Annotated in this window: 13 protein-coding genes, 1 tRNA gene and 1 pseudogene; 3 read left to right on the forward strand and 12 right to left on the reverse strand. The window is 69.6% G+C overall.

All coding sequences use genetic code 11. The features are described 5' to 3' along the window. The 6 genes and pseudogenes from ABD785_RS40645 to ABD785_RS40670 form a co-directional block, all read right to left on the reverse strand. Nucleotides 1-229, reverse strand: a pseudogene (locus ABD785_RS40645) (UDP-glucose 6-dehydrogenase); the annotation flags it as partial. A gap of 8 nt (nt 230-237) precedes the next feature. Next, nucleotides 238-1,404, reverse strand: coding sequence for a right-handed parallel beta-helix repeat-containing protein (locus tag ABD785_RS40650; RefSeq protein WP_344840119.1), 1,167 nt, complete (start codon nt 1,402-1,404; stop codon nt 238-240). Next, entirely contained in the window at nt 1,401-3,371 is a 1,971-nt protein-coding gene (locus ABD785_RS40655) for a right-handed parallel beta-helix repeat-containing protein (protein ID WP_344840121.1), read from the reverse strand. Before ABD785_RS40655 ends, ABD785_RS40650 begins: the two co-directional genes overlap by 4 nt. A 1-nt stretch (nt 3,372) precedes the next feature. Then, nucleotides 3,373-4,725 carry a glycosyltransferase family 2 protein gene (locus tag ABD785_RS40660; RefSeq protein WP_344840124.1) on the reverse strand — a complete coding sequence of 451 codons (1,353 nt, stop codon included), beginning with the start codon at nt 4,723-4,725 and terminating at the stop codon, nt 3,373-3,375. A 211-nt stretch (nt 4,726-4,936) separates the two neighbouring features. Next, on the reverse strand, nt 4,937-5,872 hold the full coding sequence (locus ABD785_RS40665) for a peptidoglycan recognition protein family protein (protein ID WP_344840126.1): 936 nt from the start codon (nt 5,870-5,872) through the stop codon (nt 4,937-4,939). Between the two features lie 13 nt (nt 5,873-5,885). Continuing rightward, the gene (locus ABD785_RS40670) at nt 5,886-6,641 is read right to left on the reverse strand and encodes a MerR family transcriptional regulator (protein WP_344840128.1); all 756 of its coding nucleotides are present in this window, start codon (nt 6,639-6,641) and stop codon (nt 5,886-5,888) included. 65 nt (nt 6,642-6,706) lie between these two features. Here ABD785_RS40670 and ABD785_RS40675 point away from each other — a divergent pair, with 65 nt between their 5' ends. Next, nucleotides 6,707-7,714 carry an adenylate/guanylate cyclase domain-containing protein gene (locus ABD785_RS40675; protein ID WP_344840130.1) on the forward strand — a complete coding sequence of 336 codons (1,008 nt, stop codon included), beginning with the start codon at nt 6,707-6,709 and terminating at the stop codon, nt 7,712-7,714. Here ABD785_RS40675 and ABD785_RS40680 read toward each other — a convergent pair. Continuing rightward, entirely contained in the window at nt 7,689-9,161 is a 1,473-nt protein-coding gene (locus tag ABD785_RS40680; RefSeq protein WP_344840132.1) for an RNA polymerase sigma factor, read from the reverse strand. The two genes, ABD785_RS40675 and ABD785_RS40680, sit on opposite strands and share 26 nt — an antisense overlap. A 200-nt stretch (nt 9,162-9,361) precedes the next feature. On the opposite strand from ABD785_RS40680, the gene ABD785_RS40685 reads away from it, so the two are divergent. After that, nucleotides 9,362-9,434, forward strand: a tRNA-Arg gene (locus ABD785_RS40685). 70 nt (nt 9,435-9,504) lie between these two features. Here the strand turns inward: ABD785_RS40685 and ABD785_RS40690 are convergent. Next, nucleotides 9,505-10,923, reverse strand: a complete 1,419-nt coding sequence (locus ABD785_RS40690; RefSeq protein ID WP_344840135.1) for an AAA family ATPase — start codon at nt 10,921-10,923, stop codon at nt 9,505-9,507. 417 nt (nt 10,924-11,340) lie between these two features. On the opposite strand from ABD785_RS40690, the gene ABD785_RS40695 reads away from it, so the two are divergent. Then, on the forward strand, nt 11,341-11,574 hold the full coding sequence (locus ABD785_RS40695; RefSeq protein ID WP_344840136.1) for a hypothetical protein: 234 nt from the start codon (nt 11,341-11,343) through the stop codon (nt 11,572-11,574). Nucleotides 11,575-11,589: 15 nt separating this feature from the next. Here ABD785_RS40695 and ABD785_RS40700 read toward each other — a convergent pair whose 3' ends face one another. The 4 genes from ABD785_RS40700 to ABD785_RS40715 all read right to left on the reverse strand — a co-directional run. Continuing rightward, a complete protein-coding gene (locus ABD785_RS40700) occupies nt 11,590-12,435 on the reverse strand; it encodes a sugar phosphate isomerase/epimerase family protein (protein WP_344840139.1) in 846 nt (281 codons plus the stop codon). 35 nt (nt 12,436-12,470) lie between these two features. Beyond that, a complete protein-coding gene (locus tag ABD785_RS40705; protein ID WP_344840141.1) occupies nt 12,471-15,134 on the reverse strand; it encodes an ATP-binding protein in 2,664 nt (887 codons plus the stop codon). A gap of 4 nt (nt 15,135-15,138) precedes the next feature. Then, the gene (locus ABD785_RS40710) at nt 15,139-15,927 is read right to left on the reverse strand and encodes a phosphotransferase (RefSeq protein WP_344840144.1); all 789 of its coding nucleotides are present in this window, start codon (nt 15,925-15,927) and stop codon (nt 15,139-15,141) included. A 418-nt stretch (nt 15,928-16,345) separates the two neighbouring features. Beyond that, a partial coding sequence (locus tag ABD785_RS40715; protein WP_344840145.1) for a hypothetical protein occupies nt 16,346-16,794 on the reverse strand: 449 nt, incomplete at its 5' end.

Raw genomic sequence — 16,794 nt, forward strand, 5'->3', positions numbered from 1 at the left:
CTGCCTCCTCGAACGAGGTCGTGAACCGCAGGCGCCCGGAGTCCAGGGCCTTCCCCAGCAGCTCCGGCAGGCCGGGCTCGAAGAACGGCACCTCGCCCGCGGCGAGGCGATTGATCTTGTTGACGTCGACATCGACGCCCAGGACTTCGTAACCGAGGACGGCCATGCAGATGGCATGAGTCGCGCCCAGGTAACCCGTCCCGATGACGGTCAGCTTCGGATAAGACATGGCTCTCCCTAAGAGCACTTCGAGTTGGTCAGGCCCTTGGCGGCACCCGACACCTTGTTGTCGCAGCTGACGGTGTTTCCATTAATGGGCGCGAAATGGAAACCCCAGCCAGAGCCGCCCTTGAGGTCGAGGGTGTTGTTACGGAAGATGTTTCCCGTCCCCCAGCCGTCAAGGATTTGGTGCGTTTGGAAGCCGTCACCGAAGGAGTTGACTCCGGTGTTCCCCTCGATGATCCACTTGTTGCCCTTGATGTCCAGCCAGCTGTCGTTGTGCTTGTCGCCACCGAGCTTGCTGCCATCGAACCGGTTGCCGATGATCTTGCCCCCGGTCGTTCCCTCCTTGATGTCGATGGACTCTGCCGTCGTCTCGGAGATCACGTTGTTCTTGATCACGTTGCGGTCGCTGTTGTCGGGCTTGCCATTGGTACGCGAGAACTCGGCTTTCCAGTTGGATTCCGCGTTACCGATGTAGATACCCTCGCCGAACTTCTCGCGACGCTGCCCCGTGCGGGAGACCGTGTTGCCAATCACCAGATTGTCGGAGCTGTAGTTCCTGAGGTGGATCGCCTCGTCACCGATGTCGTGCACGGAAAGGCCCTGGATGATGGAATTCTGGATCCCGTCGCCCATGACGCCCTTCTGCGAGTTCTGCACGGTGAACCCGACGACGCGCCAGAAACTCGCGCCGTCGAGGTGGAGGGCGTACCCCTTCTTCACGCCTCCGCCGTCGATGACCGCCCCCGTGCCCCCGCACAGGAAGATCGGAGCCTCTTTGGTGCCGGGCGTCCTGGCGATGAACTCGCCCTCGTAGGTGCCGTCCTCCAGGCTGATGACGTCGCCGGGCTTGACGCCGCCGAGCGCCTCCTCCAGCTCCTCTGCCGAGGAGACCGTCACCGTCGGGTCGGGGCACTTGACGTCACCGCCCGGCGCGGCCTCGATCTGGGAGGGCGAGGTCGCGGCGGTCGGCGCGTCACTGACCGCCGGGTCGGGGGAGGGCTCGTCGAGCTCGGGTGCGCCCACCGGTGCCGGGCTGTCGGTGATCTGAACGCCCGCGGGCTTCTGCGCGCCCGGCTCCTCCGAGCCGCCGCCGCGCAGGGCGAGGGCGATCAGCGTGGTGATGACCACGCCGATGCCGATGCCGATCCAGAGCGTTCTTTCCTTGAGGTCGATCGTCATTCGGCGAGCACCTTTTCTCGCGTCCCGTTGGGCGACGGCGGCTCCGTCCCGCCCCCGAAGGACGCATGGTCAGACTGGGAATCCCTGGCGAGCTCCTGCACCGGGAGCTCGACGAGGTGGACCTGCTTGTCGTAGGGGTTGACGCCCCGGACGACCCCGAACTTCTTCCGGCGCCTGGCCTGGACGGCCGAGGTCCCCAGAACAAAGATGATCAGGCACCAGATCAGGGTCAGCGGGCTCAGCACGCGCTTGATCTGCACCCACAGAGAGCTCGTGTCGTGCCAGCCGAAGGTCTGGTTCTTCTCGACCTTCACCGATCCGTGCGATCGCGCCTTGTCGATGGCGCTCGGCCCGGCCCCGGTCACGGTGTTGAAGGTGATGAGCGAACCGCCCACCGAGCCCACCAGCGTCACACCGTGCAGGGTCGCGCCCTCGATCGAGTTCGACCGGACGGTCGGATTGGCGTCGCGCACGTAGATGCCCGTCGTCACGCCGTCGATCACGTTGCCCGTGACGGCGCTGTCGGTCACTCCGTCGCGGATCGAGATCCCCTGGCGCTTCGGCTGCTTGACCTGGTTGCCCACGATCGTCGCGTGCTGGGCGCCCTGCCGGACGACGATGCCCATGTCGCCGCCGGAGACCTCGTTGTTCTGTACGGACACGTTGATGCCGCCCAGCACCTCGATGCCGTACCGCTTGTTGTTCCTGCCGTAGCAGTTCTCGATGGTGTTGTTGCCGTAGGGCTCGATGGACTCGCCCGCCGCGGACGGGCCCTTGGCGAGGGCCTGGCCGTTGAGGGTGAATCCGTTGCCGTAGTTGCCCTCGGCGGTCGATCCGGTGATCCGGATGTCGTGCGCGGCGCGGGAGATGACGAAGCCGTCCCCGCGGTTGTTGCGCGACAGGGTCCGCTCGATCCGGCCGTTGTAGGTGAATCGGTGCAGGACGACGCCGTGCACCATGCTGTTCTCGACCGTCACGTCGTTCATCTGGACGCCGTTGGCACCGGACACGAACATCCCGTAGGCGTTCCCGGTGATCTTCGAGCGCGTGATCGTCAGGTTGACGAACGACTGGTCGGGCGTGGTGACGTCGGTGCCGGCGTTGCCGCCGGGGACCGGAAGCGCGCCGGAGGGCAGGACCGTGCTGGAGCCGTCACGCGGGGTGACCGGGCCCTCCTGCGGGGTCTTGTTCTTCTCCTGGCGGTCCTTCTTGTCCTGGTGCCGCTGGTCCTTGGTGCGGTGCTCGTTCTGCTCCGAGACGGTCGCGCCGGTGTTGGGCCGGTCGGTGCCCGTCGCGGACAGCCCGCCGGTCCGCCCGGACCAGAAGCCGAGGTCCTCGACCGAGGTGTAGTCGACGGTCAGCTGCCCGCCGACGGCACGCAGGTAGGCGCGGCCGTCACGCGGGTCCTTGTCGGGCTTGCCGGCCCGCGCGTCCCAGCTCACGACCTTCATCGGCGCGTTCGCGGCCCCCGCGAAGCGCAGATTGCCGCCGAAGGAGACGATCGAGACGAATCCGGCGGGGGAGCTCGCCAGCCGGAGCGTCAGGCCGCCCGGGTTGTAGAGGCTGAGCGTCGCGCCCGAGTTGACGTAGATGTTCTCCGACAGCAGGTAGGAACCGTCGCTCTGCCGGACGAACGTCTGCGGCGCGAGCTTGACCAGGTCGGCGATCGTGTACGGCGTCTTCCGCTCGACGAGGATCAGGGTGTAGCCCGCACCCGTGCTCAGCCGGTAGGGGTCCTTGAGCTTCTTGACCAGCTTCTTGTCGTTGACGCTGTTCACCGAGCGGATCTGGTTGAGGCGGCGGTCCTCATCGGAGACGAGCGCCGACTCCTTCTCCGCGTCCACGGCCTGCACCGGCAGGTCGAGGAAGCTCGCGGCCTTCTTCGGCTCGTCGGTCTCGACGACGTAGGTGGTGACCCCGCCGGCTATCAGCAGCCCGGCGACCAGCAGTTTGCCCTTGTGCCCCATGTCAGTTGACCTTCAAGCCGTTGGACGGGAGACCGTCGGTGGCCGCGTGACGTCCGGCGGGCCCGGCGTCGACCGCCTGGCTGCCGAAGGAGCCGGAACCGTGGTCGAGAGAGCGCGAGGTCTGGCCGTCGCCGCCGATCTGGTCGGCGCTGCGGGTCAGCCAGCCCTGCTTGTTCATGGTGAAGAACGCGTACAGCTTGATCGGCAACGCGACCAGGATGACCACGAAGGCCAGCACCGGCAGGATGAAGATGTCCTTGGGGTTGCGCTTGAGGTTGGAGTAGCCGCGGATGCCCCGGCCGAACAGCAGCCACACCGCGGCGAGGATGATGCCGGGGACGGTCAGCTCGAGCCTGCTGAAGATCAGGTAGCCCATCGTGACGCCCATGGTCACCGGGGTCAGCAGGATCTGCAGGACCGTCACCTTGGTGACCAGCGGCTGCTTCCACAGCCAGCCCTTGTAGATCGCGGTCAGGTAGCAGCGGTAGGAGTTCCGGCTCCAGCGGATGCGCTGCTTGAAGAAGGCGCGGAAGGTGTCGGGGAACATCGACAGGGCGCGGGCGCTCGACTGGTGGACCGTCTTGTACCCCGACGAGAGGACCAGCCAGGTCAGGCGGCCGTCGTCACCGGCGATGCAACGGCGGCCGAGGAAGAACTCGTTCTCCAGGTACGGCACCAGCGGCGTGATCACGCTGCGCCGGTAGGCGGCGGTCCGCCCGGACAGGCACGCGACGGCCCCCGCGCGGCCCATCGCGGGAACGTAGTCGTAGTAGCGGAGGTTGACCAGCCAGTCGGCGACCCGGCGCCAGACGCTCGTCTCGCGCTGGTAGACGTTCTGCTGGGTGCCGACGCCGCCGACCGCGGGGTCCTTGAACGGCATCTGGACGGCGTCCAGGAGACCGGGGGTCCACCAGGTGTCGGAGTCCGACAGGACGATCAGCTCGGACGTGGCGTGCCGCATCCCCACCCCGAGGGCGGAACGCTTGCCCGAGTGCTGGTAGATCAGCACCTTCAACCGCGGATCCCGGACGCTCTTCAGCCGCTCCGCCGCCTCGTGGTCACCGACGTCGAGGACGATGATCACCTCGGTCGGGTCCTGGTCGAGCCAGGAGCGCAGGCAGCGCAGCAGGATCTCGGGGTCCTCCCGGTAGGAGGGGACGACGACCGAGGTCGTGGCGCGGAAGTCGTTCTCGATCGGCTTCGCGAAGCGGGAAAGGATCGCGCGATACAGCCAGAGCCCCCACACCAGCAGGCCGGCGAAGCCCAGCGGCATGAGGTCGCGCCAGTTGACATCGGCCACACCACGGGCGAGGTACCCGTAGATGGACTCCAGCCAGTCTGCGAAATCGGACATGGACGAGCGATCCTCCCGTTGGTGTCGTCCCGGCTGACGACAACCCCTCCGCAAAGGGGTCTAATGCAGGCGTAAGCCACCTGTGGGAAGAATCGTAACCGGGGCACCATAGGGCACACGACTGACAGCAAAAAATCCTGGGGGCATGTAACGCCGTTTTCATCAAATGTCACTGTGACGGCCATGCGCAACACCGCAGCGCTACATGTGATCAACGAACGACGCGCAGGGTGGCCTTCGGGATTACCGCCGCGACTGTGCCGTAGTTCACAAGGTCCACACGGTAGCTACGCTGGGAGTTCATCCATACGAGCCCGGAGAGGGCGAACTCGATTCGGGTTCCATTTCCGATCTTGTCTTCGCCGAGACGATCAGTGATCCGATTAGCGCCGGACTGCTCGTATTCCGAGATGATCAGCTTGACTTTTTCATTGGTTGACTGACCGGTAACCACTGTCGCCAGTGTCACATAGTGATACTCGGAGGTCTTGGGGAACCATGCGGGGCCCGTCGCGTGAACGTCGGAGGGGTCGGCGTACTCGACGTTCCAGGGCAGGGAGACGCGCTCGCCCGGCGGCACGGTCACCTCGGCCGACAGCCCCAGGTCCAGCACCGGCCTCAGGGTCGGCTCGGGCTCCTTCTCGGCGGGACGCGGCGCCCCGGCCTTGACCCAGGCGTACAGCTTCGGCCCCGGGCAGTCGGTGGAGTAGCCGTCGCGGTGGCCCTTGATCTCCGTCCCGGCGGCGCCCTCGGACCGCACGTGGTCGATGGCGTCCCGGATCCCGTGGAGCATGTCGTCGGTCGGCACCGTCAGGCCCGAGTTCCCCACCAGGCCCAGGACCGCGTAGTGCCCGGAGTTCAGCCCGGCCCCGTTCGCCGACGGCAGCCGGTGCAGCCCCCGCCCCTCGAAGACGTAACGGTGCGGGCAGGCGACGAAGGAGTAGCCGATGTCGTTCCAGCCGTTGTCGTCCATGTGCAGGTTCTGGATCTGCCGGACGATCGGGGCGCAGCGGCCGTGGTCGTCCTCGGTCCGGACGTCGATCTTGCCGCCGGTGTAGTGGACCTTCACCCCACGCGTCGAGGCCAGGTAGGACGCCTGCGCCCGGGGCGAACGAGCACCCCATGCGGAACGGGAAACGAGCTTCATCGGCCGGCTCCTCTCAGTGCGGTAGGACTGAAGTCTCCTTGTTCATCAGGAGAAGATCCAGCTTGTCCCCGAGTTCGGCCTTGACCTTCTCCTCCATGCCCCGCGCCACGAAGGGGTTGACGACCATCTGGACGAGCGGCCGCATCCGGCGGATGACGGCGGCGACCCGGGCGGCGTCCTCGCCGAGGAGGTCGGCGTCGGCGAGGACGTGCTCGTTGACCAGATGAACGAAGCGGCCGGCGATGACCTCGCAGTCCCTGCGGATCTCGTCGGCGATCTCCAGGACGGCGTCGAGGGGGATGCCCGCGTGCACCAGCTCGGCGCCGACGTGCAGCAGCCGGGGGCTCGGGACGCGGAAGCGGTCGCCCTCGGGTTCGATGAGGCCGAGCTCGATGGTCCTGGCGAGCTGGCGGGCGACGTCCTCCGGGCTGCGGTCCGGGCCGAAGGTCTCGATCAGTTCCTCGAGGGTCGCCCAGCCGGGGATCTCGTCCGACCAGGGGCTCGTCAGGACCTGCTCGAGGCCCAGGACGTCGCTGACGTCGCGGCCCGCCTCCCACGCGCCCATGAGATCGCTGATGTTGTTGAGGGTGTACCCGCGGTCGAGCATCTGGCCGATCAGGCGGAGGCGGGCCAGGTGCGCGTCGTCGTAGATCCCGACCCGGCCCTGCAGGCGCGGCGGGGAGAGCAGGCCGCGGTCCTGGTAGGAGCGGATGTTGCGGACGGTCGTGCCCGCGGCATGCGCAAGTTCGTCGATCCGGTACTCGCTCATTGTGCGTTCCCCCGCTTGACCTGACGGCGATGGCCGTACGAATCTTACGCCTGACAATCGAGACATTGACTGATGTAACGGTGGTGGCGGTCATGGTCGAGGCGCGTTCGGTCGAGGAGCTGCTCCTCGGTGAGCCGTTGATTCATACCTTTCCAGACGTCGAGGCGCTCTCCGGTATCCCCGCCGAGTACGGCCTGCGGATCTGGACGGCCCTCGGCTTCCCGATGCCGCCGGTCGACGCCGTCGCCTTCACCGAGCAGGACGTCGAGGCGATGCAGGAGATCGCCTCGCTGCTCGAGCACCCCTTCGTCGACGAGGCCATGGTGCTCCAGCTCGCCAGGGGCGTCGGGCAGACGATGAGCCGGCTGGCGTCCTGGCTGGGCGAGGTGTGGCTCCGGCAGCTCGCCGACCAGCTCCTGCCGCCCGGCGGCAGCGTGGACGAGCAGATCGTCGCGGACGCGCTGGCCGCCTCGGCGGAACTGCGGCCCCGGTTCGAGCAGTTGCTCCTGCGCGGCTGGCGGCGGCAGCTCGCGGCGGCCGGGGTCAGGGTGCTGACCAGCACGGCCTCCTCCATGGCCGACCCCGCGGCCGGGACCGCGACGCTGGCGGTCGGGTTCGCCGACATCGTGTCCTTCACCCGGCTGTCGCGCCGGATGGACGGTGCGGAACTCGCTTCGCTCATCGACTCCTTCGAGACGACCTGCGCGTCCGTCGTGGCCGGCCGCGGCGGGCGCGTGATCAAGACGCTGGGGGACGAGGTGCTGTTCACGGCCGCCACCCCGGAGGACGCGGCGATGATCGCACTGGAGATCTCCGCGAAGGTCTCCGAGGTCGAGGTGCGGGTCGGGGTGGCCTACGGCGAGGTGATCCTCCGCCTGGGGGACGTCTTCGGGACCCCGGTGAACCTCGCGGCGCGGCTGACGGCGACGGCGCGGCCGGGAGCGGTGCTCGTCGCGGCCGAGATGGCGCCGTTCCTGGACGGCTTCTCGCTGCGGGCGCTCAAGCCGCGGCCGCTCCAGGGCCTCGGACGGGTGCGGCCCTACCTGCTCAAAGAAGCGAGAGCGACCAGCTGACGGTGACGTGCTGGGCGTCGCCCGTCCCGGTGTCGATGATCGTGATGACGGCGTTGCCCGCGAGGCGGAGCAGGGCCGGCTTGAGCCGGACGACCAGGACGTGCGCGACGCCGGGATCGAGCGTCCCGCCGTCCTCGTCGAGGGTGACCTGGGGCGTGTCGGAGACGGCGCGCCAGCTCACCGGCCCGTTCTCGGCCGTCATCTGGATCTCGGACTTCCGCGACCCGCCGACCTGGATCTCGCTGCCGCCCAGCTTCAGCTCAGCGACGGGCGGAGCCTGGGTCGGCGGCGGCTCGGTGGCGATCTTCGGGGTGTCCGTGGCGGACGGTCCCGGCGCGGGATTCGTGGGGGAGCCCTGCGGGGTGGGGGGTTCCTCCAGATCCGTACCGTTCGTCGCCGGTCCCGGCCGGACGTTCGGACGCTCTGTGGGCCTTCCCCCCTTACCCGGCGCCGCCACCAGCGACTCGTCGCGCGGCTGGGGGCTCCGGCTGGTGAAGGGCGTCTTCTTCGGCTCGTGCGGGAAGATCAGGCCCGGATCCGGCAGAACGTCGCCGATCATGAAGGACGCGATGAGGGCCGCGGCCAGCGCTCCGGCCATGCCGCTCCCCGCGAACATCCACCGGCGGCCCAGCGGCGAGGCGACGTCGAGCTGGCGGGGGAGCCCCTCGGGGGTGAGATGCCCGCCCTTTCCCGAGATGTCAGCCCGGTATCCGGCCAGCTCCGGGTCCGTGCCGGTGTGGAAGACCCGATGCTGCAGCGTCGTCGGCGCGTGGACGACCGGCGGGACCGACATCAGCAGCTCCAGCGGCACCTGCGCCCGCTGCCGGCACTCCTCGCAGTCGTGCTGCTCGGACTCCGCCTGGAAGAGCATGTCGAGCGCGTCCTCGGTGCCCGCGCACCGCGCCTCGTGCACCTTGCGCTGCGCGGCCAGCGCCGCCTCCGCCCGCGACTTCACCTTCGCGGCCCTGGCGGCGGCCTTGAACGGGGCGATCCCCAGCACGGCGGCGAGATCCGCCCCGGTGATCCCGTGCCTGAGCGTCAGCAGCAGCAGATCCTGGTCGGCGAACGACAGCCGGTCGAGCGCCCCTTCGAGCAGCTGCCGCACCTCCTCCGCAGCCAGCCCCGTCTCACTGCCGGGCGGCTGCCCCTCCCAGTCCCACCACACCCCGCGCACCCGCGCCCGCACGAACGCCCGCCGCCGGACGGCCGCGTACAGCCAGCCCCGCAACCGCTCCCTGTCCCGCAGCCGGACGGCCCTGCGCGAAGCATCGATCATCACATCGTGAACGATGTCCTCGGCGGCCTTGGCCTCCCCCGCCAGCGCCACCGCATAATCAAACACCTGTTCGACATAGCTCTCATAGAGCTCGTCGAGCCCCACCCCGTCGACCAGCCGGACGACCAACTCCCGGTCGCCTTCCGGCCCCAACCCCGTCCATCTGGGCATTCCCGCTCCACCTAGAGACCGGCTTCCTGGATACACCCACCCCCCACCCCCCCGTCCAGGGAACGCCCAAAACAAGCACACCCCACCCCACCCGCCCCCTCCCCCACCAACCGCCCCGAACCAACCCCTCCCCAAACCGATTCGCCACACCCCCCAACACCCGGTATGCTCTTGTCCTGTTGCCGAGCACAACGCAACAAGCACCCGTAGCTCAATGGATAGAGCATCTGACTACGGATCAGAAGGTTAGGGGTTCGAATCCCTTCGGGTGCGCACACAGGAAGCCCTGGTCAGAGTTCATCTCGGCCAGGGTTTTTGCGTTCCCGGGGGAATGGTCTCCGAGTCAAGTGGTTTGCCAGGTGGCCATCGCGTCCTCTGGGGTCCAGAGGAGGTCGAGTGGGCTGAGGTTGGTGTCGGGGGCTGTGCCGGAGAGTGAGGCTGCGACCAGGGCGGTGGTCGCCGGGTCGAAGCCGGGGATCTGGGCGGAGGCTCGGCGGAGGGCCGCCAGGTCGTGGGCGTCGAACGGGGTCGACAGCCATTTGATCGAGCCGGCGAAGAGCAGTCTGCTCGCGACCGGAGCGCGGTCGGCGCCGATGAGGTCTATCTCCGGGTCGAACCGGCGGTTCCACCAGCCGCCGACCACTTCGGTTTCCGGCCAGGGCAGTGACTCGGTGAGGGCGGCGCGTTCGAGTGACTCGCGGATCAGCGGCTCGACCGCCCGGCCTCGCCAGGCCGTCCAGCGGCGGGCCACGATCCGGCGGCCCGCGTCCGGGCGGCCTCGACGGGCCTGTTCCTGCACTGCGCGGAGGATGCCCAGGTAGAGGCGTAGGTTGCTGTCTGCCACCCGGTAGAGCGCGGGCTTTCCCGCCTTCGTGGACAGCGGCTCATCGACGGCCAGCACCCGCTTCTCCTCGGCGAGCTGACGCAGGACGGGTGACAACGTCCCCGAAGGAATCGCTCCTTGCCTGCTCCCCGCGGTCGCGGCGATGTTCGCATGGGTGCGGTCGCCCGCACCGACCGCCTCCAGCACCCGCCGGGCGACATCCGGGTTGGGGAACTCCGCCATCAGCGCGGCCTCGGGAACCCCGAACAACGCCGCCGCCGGGTCCGCGGCCTCCTGCTCGAGGAAGTCCAGCGCCGGCATCCCGTGCGGCCAGGTACGGACGATGCCGGGCAGCCCTCCTGAGACCAGGTGCGCGTCGATCGCGTCGGCGGCGGCGAGACCGAGTGCCTCGCCGGTGTCAGCCGGATTCAACGGGCCCAGCACGAGATTGTCCGCGCGCCCGTAGAAGGGACGGTCGTAGGCGGTCAACCGCTCCATCATGTGCAGGTCACTGCCCAGAAGCAGGAGGAGAACCGGCCTCGACGACAGAAGCCGATCCCATGCGGTCTGCAGCGCCCCGTCGAACAACGCGTCCTGCTCGGCCAGCCAGGGCACCTCATCGAGCACGACGATGCTCGGAGTCCTGGGAAGGACCGAGGCCAGGACCTTGAAAGCGTCCGGCCAGCTACCCGAATCCAGCAACGACACCAGCTCGGGCTCCGAAGGAAGCGCCGACTCCCTGAGATCGTTCATGAAGGTCTGCACCGCCTCGACCGGAGAGGCGCCCTTCGTCGCCGCGGAGAACACATAGGGCAGCCCGGTCCGGTCACAGAACTCCTGAACAAGCCGGGACTTCCCCACCTGCCTCCGTCCCCGCACCGCCACAGCGGCACCGGCCCCGGAGGCCTCGACCCGCGCCAGCCGCTTCCCCAGGAGCACCAACTCCTCCCTGCGACCAATGAATCCAGACATCCCGGCCCCCGGATAGATCGAAACTACGTAGATTGATCCTACATAGATGATAACTCCGTGGACGCCCTCTGAGCACACCGTCCCCATATGCGCTCAAGACCCTGTCAGATCAGCTGACCGCAACACTCTGACCTGCACAGATGACACCAATGATCATCTGACCTACGGATCAGAAGGTTAGGGGTTCGAATCCCTTCGGGTGCGCATCAGCTCAAAGGCCCTACGCGACCAACGCGCAGGGCCTTTTTCGTTGTCGTGGAAGCCACGGCGGGAGCCACAGCCGGTCGCCCCTCCGAACAGCGCCTTGCTCATCGACGCGGCGGCGGCCTTCCTGTCGTCGATCATGAGATGCCCATGGACGTCCTTGGTGACCGCGATGCTCGAATGACCGAGCACTCCGGAGACCACAGCGTCCGCCGGGACTTCGCCGTCTTCAGTTCGGAGATCACGAGCCGGGTCTTCGGCTCGCTCGTCTTGTCACGGTTCTTGATCCGCTCGACCCCGTGCGTGACCCGGATGGTCCCGGCGTCCCAGGCGAGCGTCTCCCCGGCGCAGGCCGAGGATCTCCCGACGACGCATCCCGTAGGCGAGGACGGGCTCTTGTCGGTGTGGGCGTAGGTCGTGTTTCTCGGGTCAGTGGGGGGTGAGGAGGGCGGTGAGGGCGGTGCGGCTGGCGGTGACGGCCTCGGTGAGGTCGGTTTCGACGAAGGGGAAGATCTCCATGGCGAGGATGCCGGGGAAGCCGTCGCGCCAGCGGGGCAGGAGCGCGGAGTAGTCGGCGGTGCCGCCGCCGACGCGCAGGTGCTGGTCGGTGCCGCCGTCGTTGTCGTGGACGTGGTAGTGCCGGACCCGCTCGCCGAAGAGCTCCGCCGCCGCGGAGACGCCGCCGCCCGCGTGGTCGTGCACGTGTGCGTGGCCGATGTCGAGGGCCATGCCGACGTTCGGCAGGGCGATGGCGTCGATCATCCGGCAGAGTCCGGTGTAGTCGCGGTCGGCGGCACGGTCGCTGATCCCGATGTTCTCGATCGCCAGGGTGATCCCGGTGTCGGCGGACTCCTCGGCGAGCGTCCGGATGACGTCGGCGGCCCAGGCGCGGCCGTCCTCGTCGGCCGACAGTGGCAGGGACGCGTCGCGGAAGCTTCGGGTGAGGTGGACGACGACCGTCTCGACGCCCATGAGATGGCACGCGGCGATGGTGCGGCGGAAGTAGCCGGCCGAGGCCGCGCGGATCTCCGGATCGGGGTCGGCCAGGCTGATCTCGTCGATCGGCGCGTGCGCCGACAGCCGCAGCCCCCCGGTCCTGGCCGCCACCGCCCGGGCCGCGGCGTCCCCGGGGACGAGGTCGCCGTCGAACAGGGCGGGATCGAGGAGAGCGACCTCCAGCCCGGTGAAGCCCTGCTCGACGGCGTGGTCGATGCTGTGGTCGATGTGCTTGCCGGGAAACGCCCAGGAGGAGAAGGCGATGGTGGGCAGGGACATGCTGGCTCCCTCGTCCGATGACCCTTTCTGCGACGTTAACCCGGTGCGATCCCGAGCGGATAGTGCAGACGGCCGATGCCGCCCCGGATCCGGCCCGCCGGGAGCGGCCGGGCGAGCCATCGTTCGACCTCCGGTGCCTCGGGCATCCCGGCGGCGGCGAAGAGCCGGAGGGCCTCGTTCCAGCTCTCCCGTCCGTCCTGCTCGCGACCGAGGCCGAACTCGGCGATGCCGCGGCGGAGCATCAGCCGCGCCAGCCCCACGTGGTCGCCGAGCTCCTCGAACGCGGCCAGGCAGGTGTCGTAACGGTCCAGCGCCTCGGCGAAGTCGCCCTGCTCGCGGGCGAGATCGGCGAGGCAGAGCCCGGCCCAGGACTGGCCGCGCCGGTCCCGGACGGTGACGCAGAGCCCGAGCCCCGCCGCGGCCTCCGTCAGCGCCTGCTCGTACCGGCCGCAACGGCCGTCGAGGCTGCTCAGGTCGAGCAGCGCGTAGGCTCGGCCCCGGTCGTCGCCGATCTGGTGGAAGTGGGCGATGCAGTCCTCGAGGTTCTGCCGGGCCTCCTCGAACCGCTCCTGCTCGGCCCGGACGCCGCCCAGGTCGAGCAGCGCGTAGCCCTCGCCGCGCCGGTCGCCGGTGTCCTGGAACGACCGCAGCGCCTCGGTGGCGCTCTCCTCGGCGTCGGCGTGCCGTGCCAGCAGCCGCTGCGCGATCGACAGTCCTCGCAGGGTCCGGCCGAGCCACCGCGTGTCGCCGAGCTCCCGCAGGATCGGCAGGCACTCCTCGAAATGGTCGATCGCGGCGGCGATCTCGGCCTGGTCGGTCTCCACGAACGCCAGCCGGCGCAGCGCGTAGGCGGTGCACCGGCGGTCGCCGAGCTCGACGAAGATCGCCAGACAGGTGGCGTAGTCGGCGCGGGCGTCGGCGAGGTCGCCCTGTTCCCGGTGGACGACCCCCGACTCGAGAAGCACCTTCGCCTCGCCGGCGCGGTCGCCGAGGCCCCGGTAGAGGGCTACCGCGTCCCCGTAGGCGGTCAGCGCCTGGGCGGGCTCGCCGTGCCGGTAGCGACGGCCGAGGCGCCAGAGCAGGTCGGCCTCGCGTGTCCGGTCGCCGAGCGAACGGGCGGCCGACACCGCGAGCAGATGACTGCGCTCCCACTCGTCCCAGCGGGACTCGGTGTCGAAGAAGTCGGTCAGCGCCACGGCCAGGTCGCACGCGATGGCCCAGTGGCCGTTCTGGACGGCCTGCTCGACGCCGAGCACCAGATTGGCGTCCTCCAGCCGGAGCCAGCGGACCGGATCGTCCTCGATGGCCTGCGCGATCCCGACCCGGTCGAGCCAGGCCAGGTCGGCGGCGTCGACGTCTGCGACCTCGTGGTCGAGCAGCCGGGCGGCGTGCCGGGCAGCGTTCAGCTCCACCGTCAGCAACCGCAGGACGAACAGGGACGGATCACCCTCCTCGGCCGCGACGAACTCCTGAGCGAGCAGCCGCAGCAGGTCGTGCATCCGGTAGCGGAGCTGGTGGGACGTGTCCTCGTCCGGCGGGTCGAGCAGCCCGGCGTCGATGAGCGTCTCGCAGAGCTCCTCGGCCTCGGCGGCGGTGCGGTCGGCCAGGGCCGCCAGCCCCCAGACCGGGATGTCGGCCGAGCGCAGCAGGCCCAGCAGCCGGAACGCCTGCCGGACCGGCTCGGGCTGGCGCGGATAGCTGAGGGCCAGGCTGCTGCGCACCTCGATGTCGCCGGCGCGCAGCAGCCGCAGCCGGGTCCGCTCGTCGGTGAGCCGCTCGGCCGACCAGCGCAACGTCTGGCCAGGACGCCCCGCGAGCTGCGCCCCGACCACCCGGACGGCCAGCGGCAGCAGCCCGCAGAGCTGGACGATCCGCAGCGCCTCCGCGGGCTCGGCGGCGGTCCTTGCGGCGCCCGCCATCGAGGTGAGCAGGCTGAGGGCGTCCCGCTCGGCCATGACGTCGAGGACCATCAGCGCGACGCCGTCCAGGCCGCCCAGCCGGGACCGGCTGGTGATGAGAACCGAGCAGGACGGGTCTCCGGGCAGCAGCGGCCGTATCTGCGCCTCGTCTCGCGCGTTGTCCAGGACGATGAGGATCCGCCGGTCGGCCAGCGCCGCCCGGTACCTGCGCGCCCGAGCGTCGACGCCCTCGGGGATCGCCGAGTACGGGACGCCCAGCTCGACCAGGAACTCGCTCAGGACGGCGCTCGGGTCCAGGGACTCGGCCTCGGCGCCACGGAGGTTCACATAGAGCTGCCCGTCGGGGTAGGCGAGCTTGATCAGGTGCGCCACGTGCACGGCGAGCCGCGTCTTGCCGACGCCGCCCTTCCCGGCGAGGGCCGAGATGACGACGGCCTGGGGGTTGTGCTCCGGCGTTCCGGCGAACAGCTCGACCAGTTCGTCGATCTCCGGGGCCCGGCCGGTGAAGTCGGTGATCGTCCCAGGCAGGCTCTCGGGCCGGGGCGCCGCGGGTGCGGCAGGCGGGGCGGCACGCTGCCGGTCGCGATAGTTCACGGTCTCGCGGTAGGTGACGGTGCCCGCCGCCATCGACGCGAGTGCCGCGGCGGTCAGCTGGAACCAGCCCACGCTGGAGATCGACGCCCAGCCCGCGGCCGACGTGGTGAACATCGTGACCGCCGCCGCCGTCCCCCAGACGATCGGCCTCTGGGCGCGCTCGGACCTTCCTCCGTCGTCGAGCACGGCCTCAGCCCGACCCGCCGAGGAGGGCGTCCCGGTTGCGGTGCAGCCACCGGGCCGACCGTTGGTGCCGCTCGCAGCGGCCCTCGGCCATCGCCGTCACCCAGGCGGGGACGCCCCGGCCGGCGTGGAACCGGACGAAGCCGTCGGCGTAGACGCAGCAGTCCAGCATGGCGTCCAGCAGCCGCGGCCGGTCCTCGTCGGCGAGGCCGTAGGCGGCACAGAAGAGCGCGAACCGGTGGCCGGGGACGGTCCCGAGGTGCGCCGGTTCGAGATCGGCCTCGTCCCGGATCGGCAGCCAGTGCCGCAGCGCGACCGCGACGTCCCAGAGCGGATCGACGGGGGCGCACAGGTCGAAGTCGATGAAAGCGACCGCGGACCCGTCCCGGAAAACGACGTTGTCCGGGACGAGGTCGTTGTGGCCGACGAGCGTCCCCGACCAGGTCGCGGGCGGCGGCGGCTCGTGCTGGGGCGCGTCGGCCTCCGGGACGTACCCCTCGGACGCATCGTGCAGCCTCCGGAGCAGCCGGGCGACGCTCTCCAGCGCCTCGTCGGTGGCCGCCCAGCCGGGGACGGGCGGGCGGGGCACCTCCCCCTGCACGTAGTCGAGGATCTCCCGGCCTTCTCCGTCGAGGCCGTGGAAGCGCGGCGCTCCCGCGAACCCCGTCCGCTCGAGATGGAGCAGGAATCCGTGCACCGCTGCCGAGTAGGCCCCGGTCGGCCGGTGCACCCGTTCCCCGATCCGCACCAGCCGTCCGGGATGGGACTGCCCGCTCGGAAGCACCTCGTAGACCATCGGACTCCCCGCTCGAGGAGAAACGCCAGGACGGCAATTTTCGCAACACCCCCCGCCGCTCCGCCCCGCTCTGGCCGAGGTCGGCCGCATTCGGGGCCGCGTGCCTGCAAGATGCCGGTCGTCCATGAAGGGGCGGCCTTGACCGTCGAGTAAGGGCGCGCGAAGATCAACCGCCTTGATGTGATCTTCTGGGATCGAGATCGTCGGCGATCGCTGCTACTGCACCGGCATCTCGGCCCGCCCCGTCCTCAAGGCCGGCGATCACCCGCGGCCACGCGTTACCGGCCTGCCGGGGAAGCGGGAGCATCCGGGAGTCGATCGGTGCCGACCCGGCAAGACCACTGTGGTCGCCTGATTTCGGCGGGATTCTCTGCGGCTGAAGCACGCACGTCCTGCGGCTCTGAGACCCGGTCGGGTGTCAGGGGGTGGAGAGGATCGTGGTGAGCTGGGTGGCTCGGGGTGGGCTTATGGCGCCTTCGTCGAGGCGGGTGGTGATCTTCTCTTGGAGGCCGGTGAGGGCGGCGGGGAGGTCGGCGGAGGCGGGGGCGTCGAGGAGGCGTTTCAGGCCGTTGATGACGTTGTGGAGGTCCAGGGCCACGTCGGAGCGGATTTCGCCGGTGGAGAGGGCTTCGTCCACCACGGGTTCCATGCGGTTCAGGGCGTTGAGGATTCGGGTCGTCGTCGGGGTGGCCGAGGTCGTGGGGGGCGGGGTCTGGCCGGTGGCGGCGGGCTGGTGGCGCGTGGTCAGGGCCAGGGCGGCGAGGACCAGGGCGAGGGAGGCGGTGAGGATGGCGGCGTCGGCCAGGACTCGGCGGACGGTGGGTGTCCGTCGTTTTCGTGGGGCGGCGGGGTGGGGGGCCCGGGCGG

This window comes from Actinocorallia longicatena (assembly GCF_039534125.1).
Classification (GTDB): Bacteria; Actinomycetota; Actinomycetes; order Streptosporangiales; family Streptosporangiaceae; genus Actinocorallia; species Actinocorallia longicatena.

What these genes read in the sequence shown, in the direction of transcription:
- ABD785_RS40660 (WP_344840124.1), bottom strand. Translation starts at nt 4,725, where the DNA reads ATGTCCGATTTCGCAGACTGGCTGGAGTCCATCTACGGGTACCTCGCC.
- ABD785_RS40710 (WP_344840144.1), bottom strand. Translation starts at nt 15,927, where the DNA reads ATGGTCTACGAGGTGCTTCCGAGCGGGCAGTCCCATCCCGGACGGCTG.
- ABD785_RS40670 (WP_344840128.1), bottom strand. Translation starts at nt 6,641, where the DNA reads ATGAGCGAGTACCGGATCGACGAACTTGCGCATGCCGCGGGCACGACC.
- ABD785_RS40680 (WP_344840132.1), bottom strand. Translation starts at nt 9,161, where the DNA reads ATGCCCAGATGGACGGGGTTGGGGCCGGAAGGCGACCGGGAGTTGGTC.
- ABD785_RS40695 (WP_344840136.1), top strand. Translation starts at nt 11,341, where the DNA reads ATGACCGAGCACTCCGGAGACCACAGCGTCCGCCGGGACTTCGCCGTC.
- ABD785_RS40700 (WP_344840139.1), bottom strand. Translation starts at nt 12,435, where the DNA reads ATGTCCCTGCCCACCATCGCCTTCTCCTCCTGGGCGTTTCCCGGCAAG.
- ABD785_RS40650 (WP_344840119.1), bottom strand. Translation starts at nt 1,404, where the DNA reads ATGACGATCGACCTCAAGGAAAGAACGCTCTGGATCGGCATCGGCATC.
- ABD785_RS40665 (WP_344840126.1), bottom strand. Translation starts at nt 5,872, where the DNA reads ATGAAGCTCGTTTCCCGTTCCGCATGGGGTGCTCGTTCGCCCCGGGCG.
- ABD785_RS40655 (WP_344840121.1), bottom strand. Translation starts at nt 3,371, where the DNA reads ATGGGGCACAAGGGCAAACTGCTGGTCGCCGGGCTGCTGATAGCCGGC.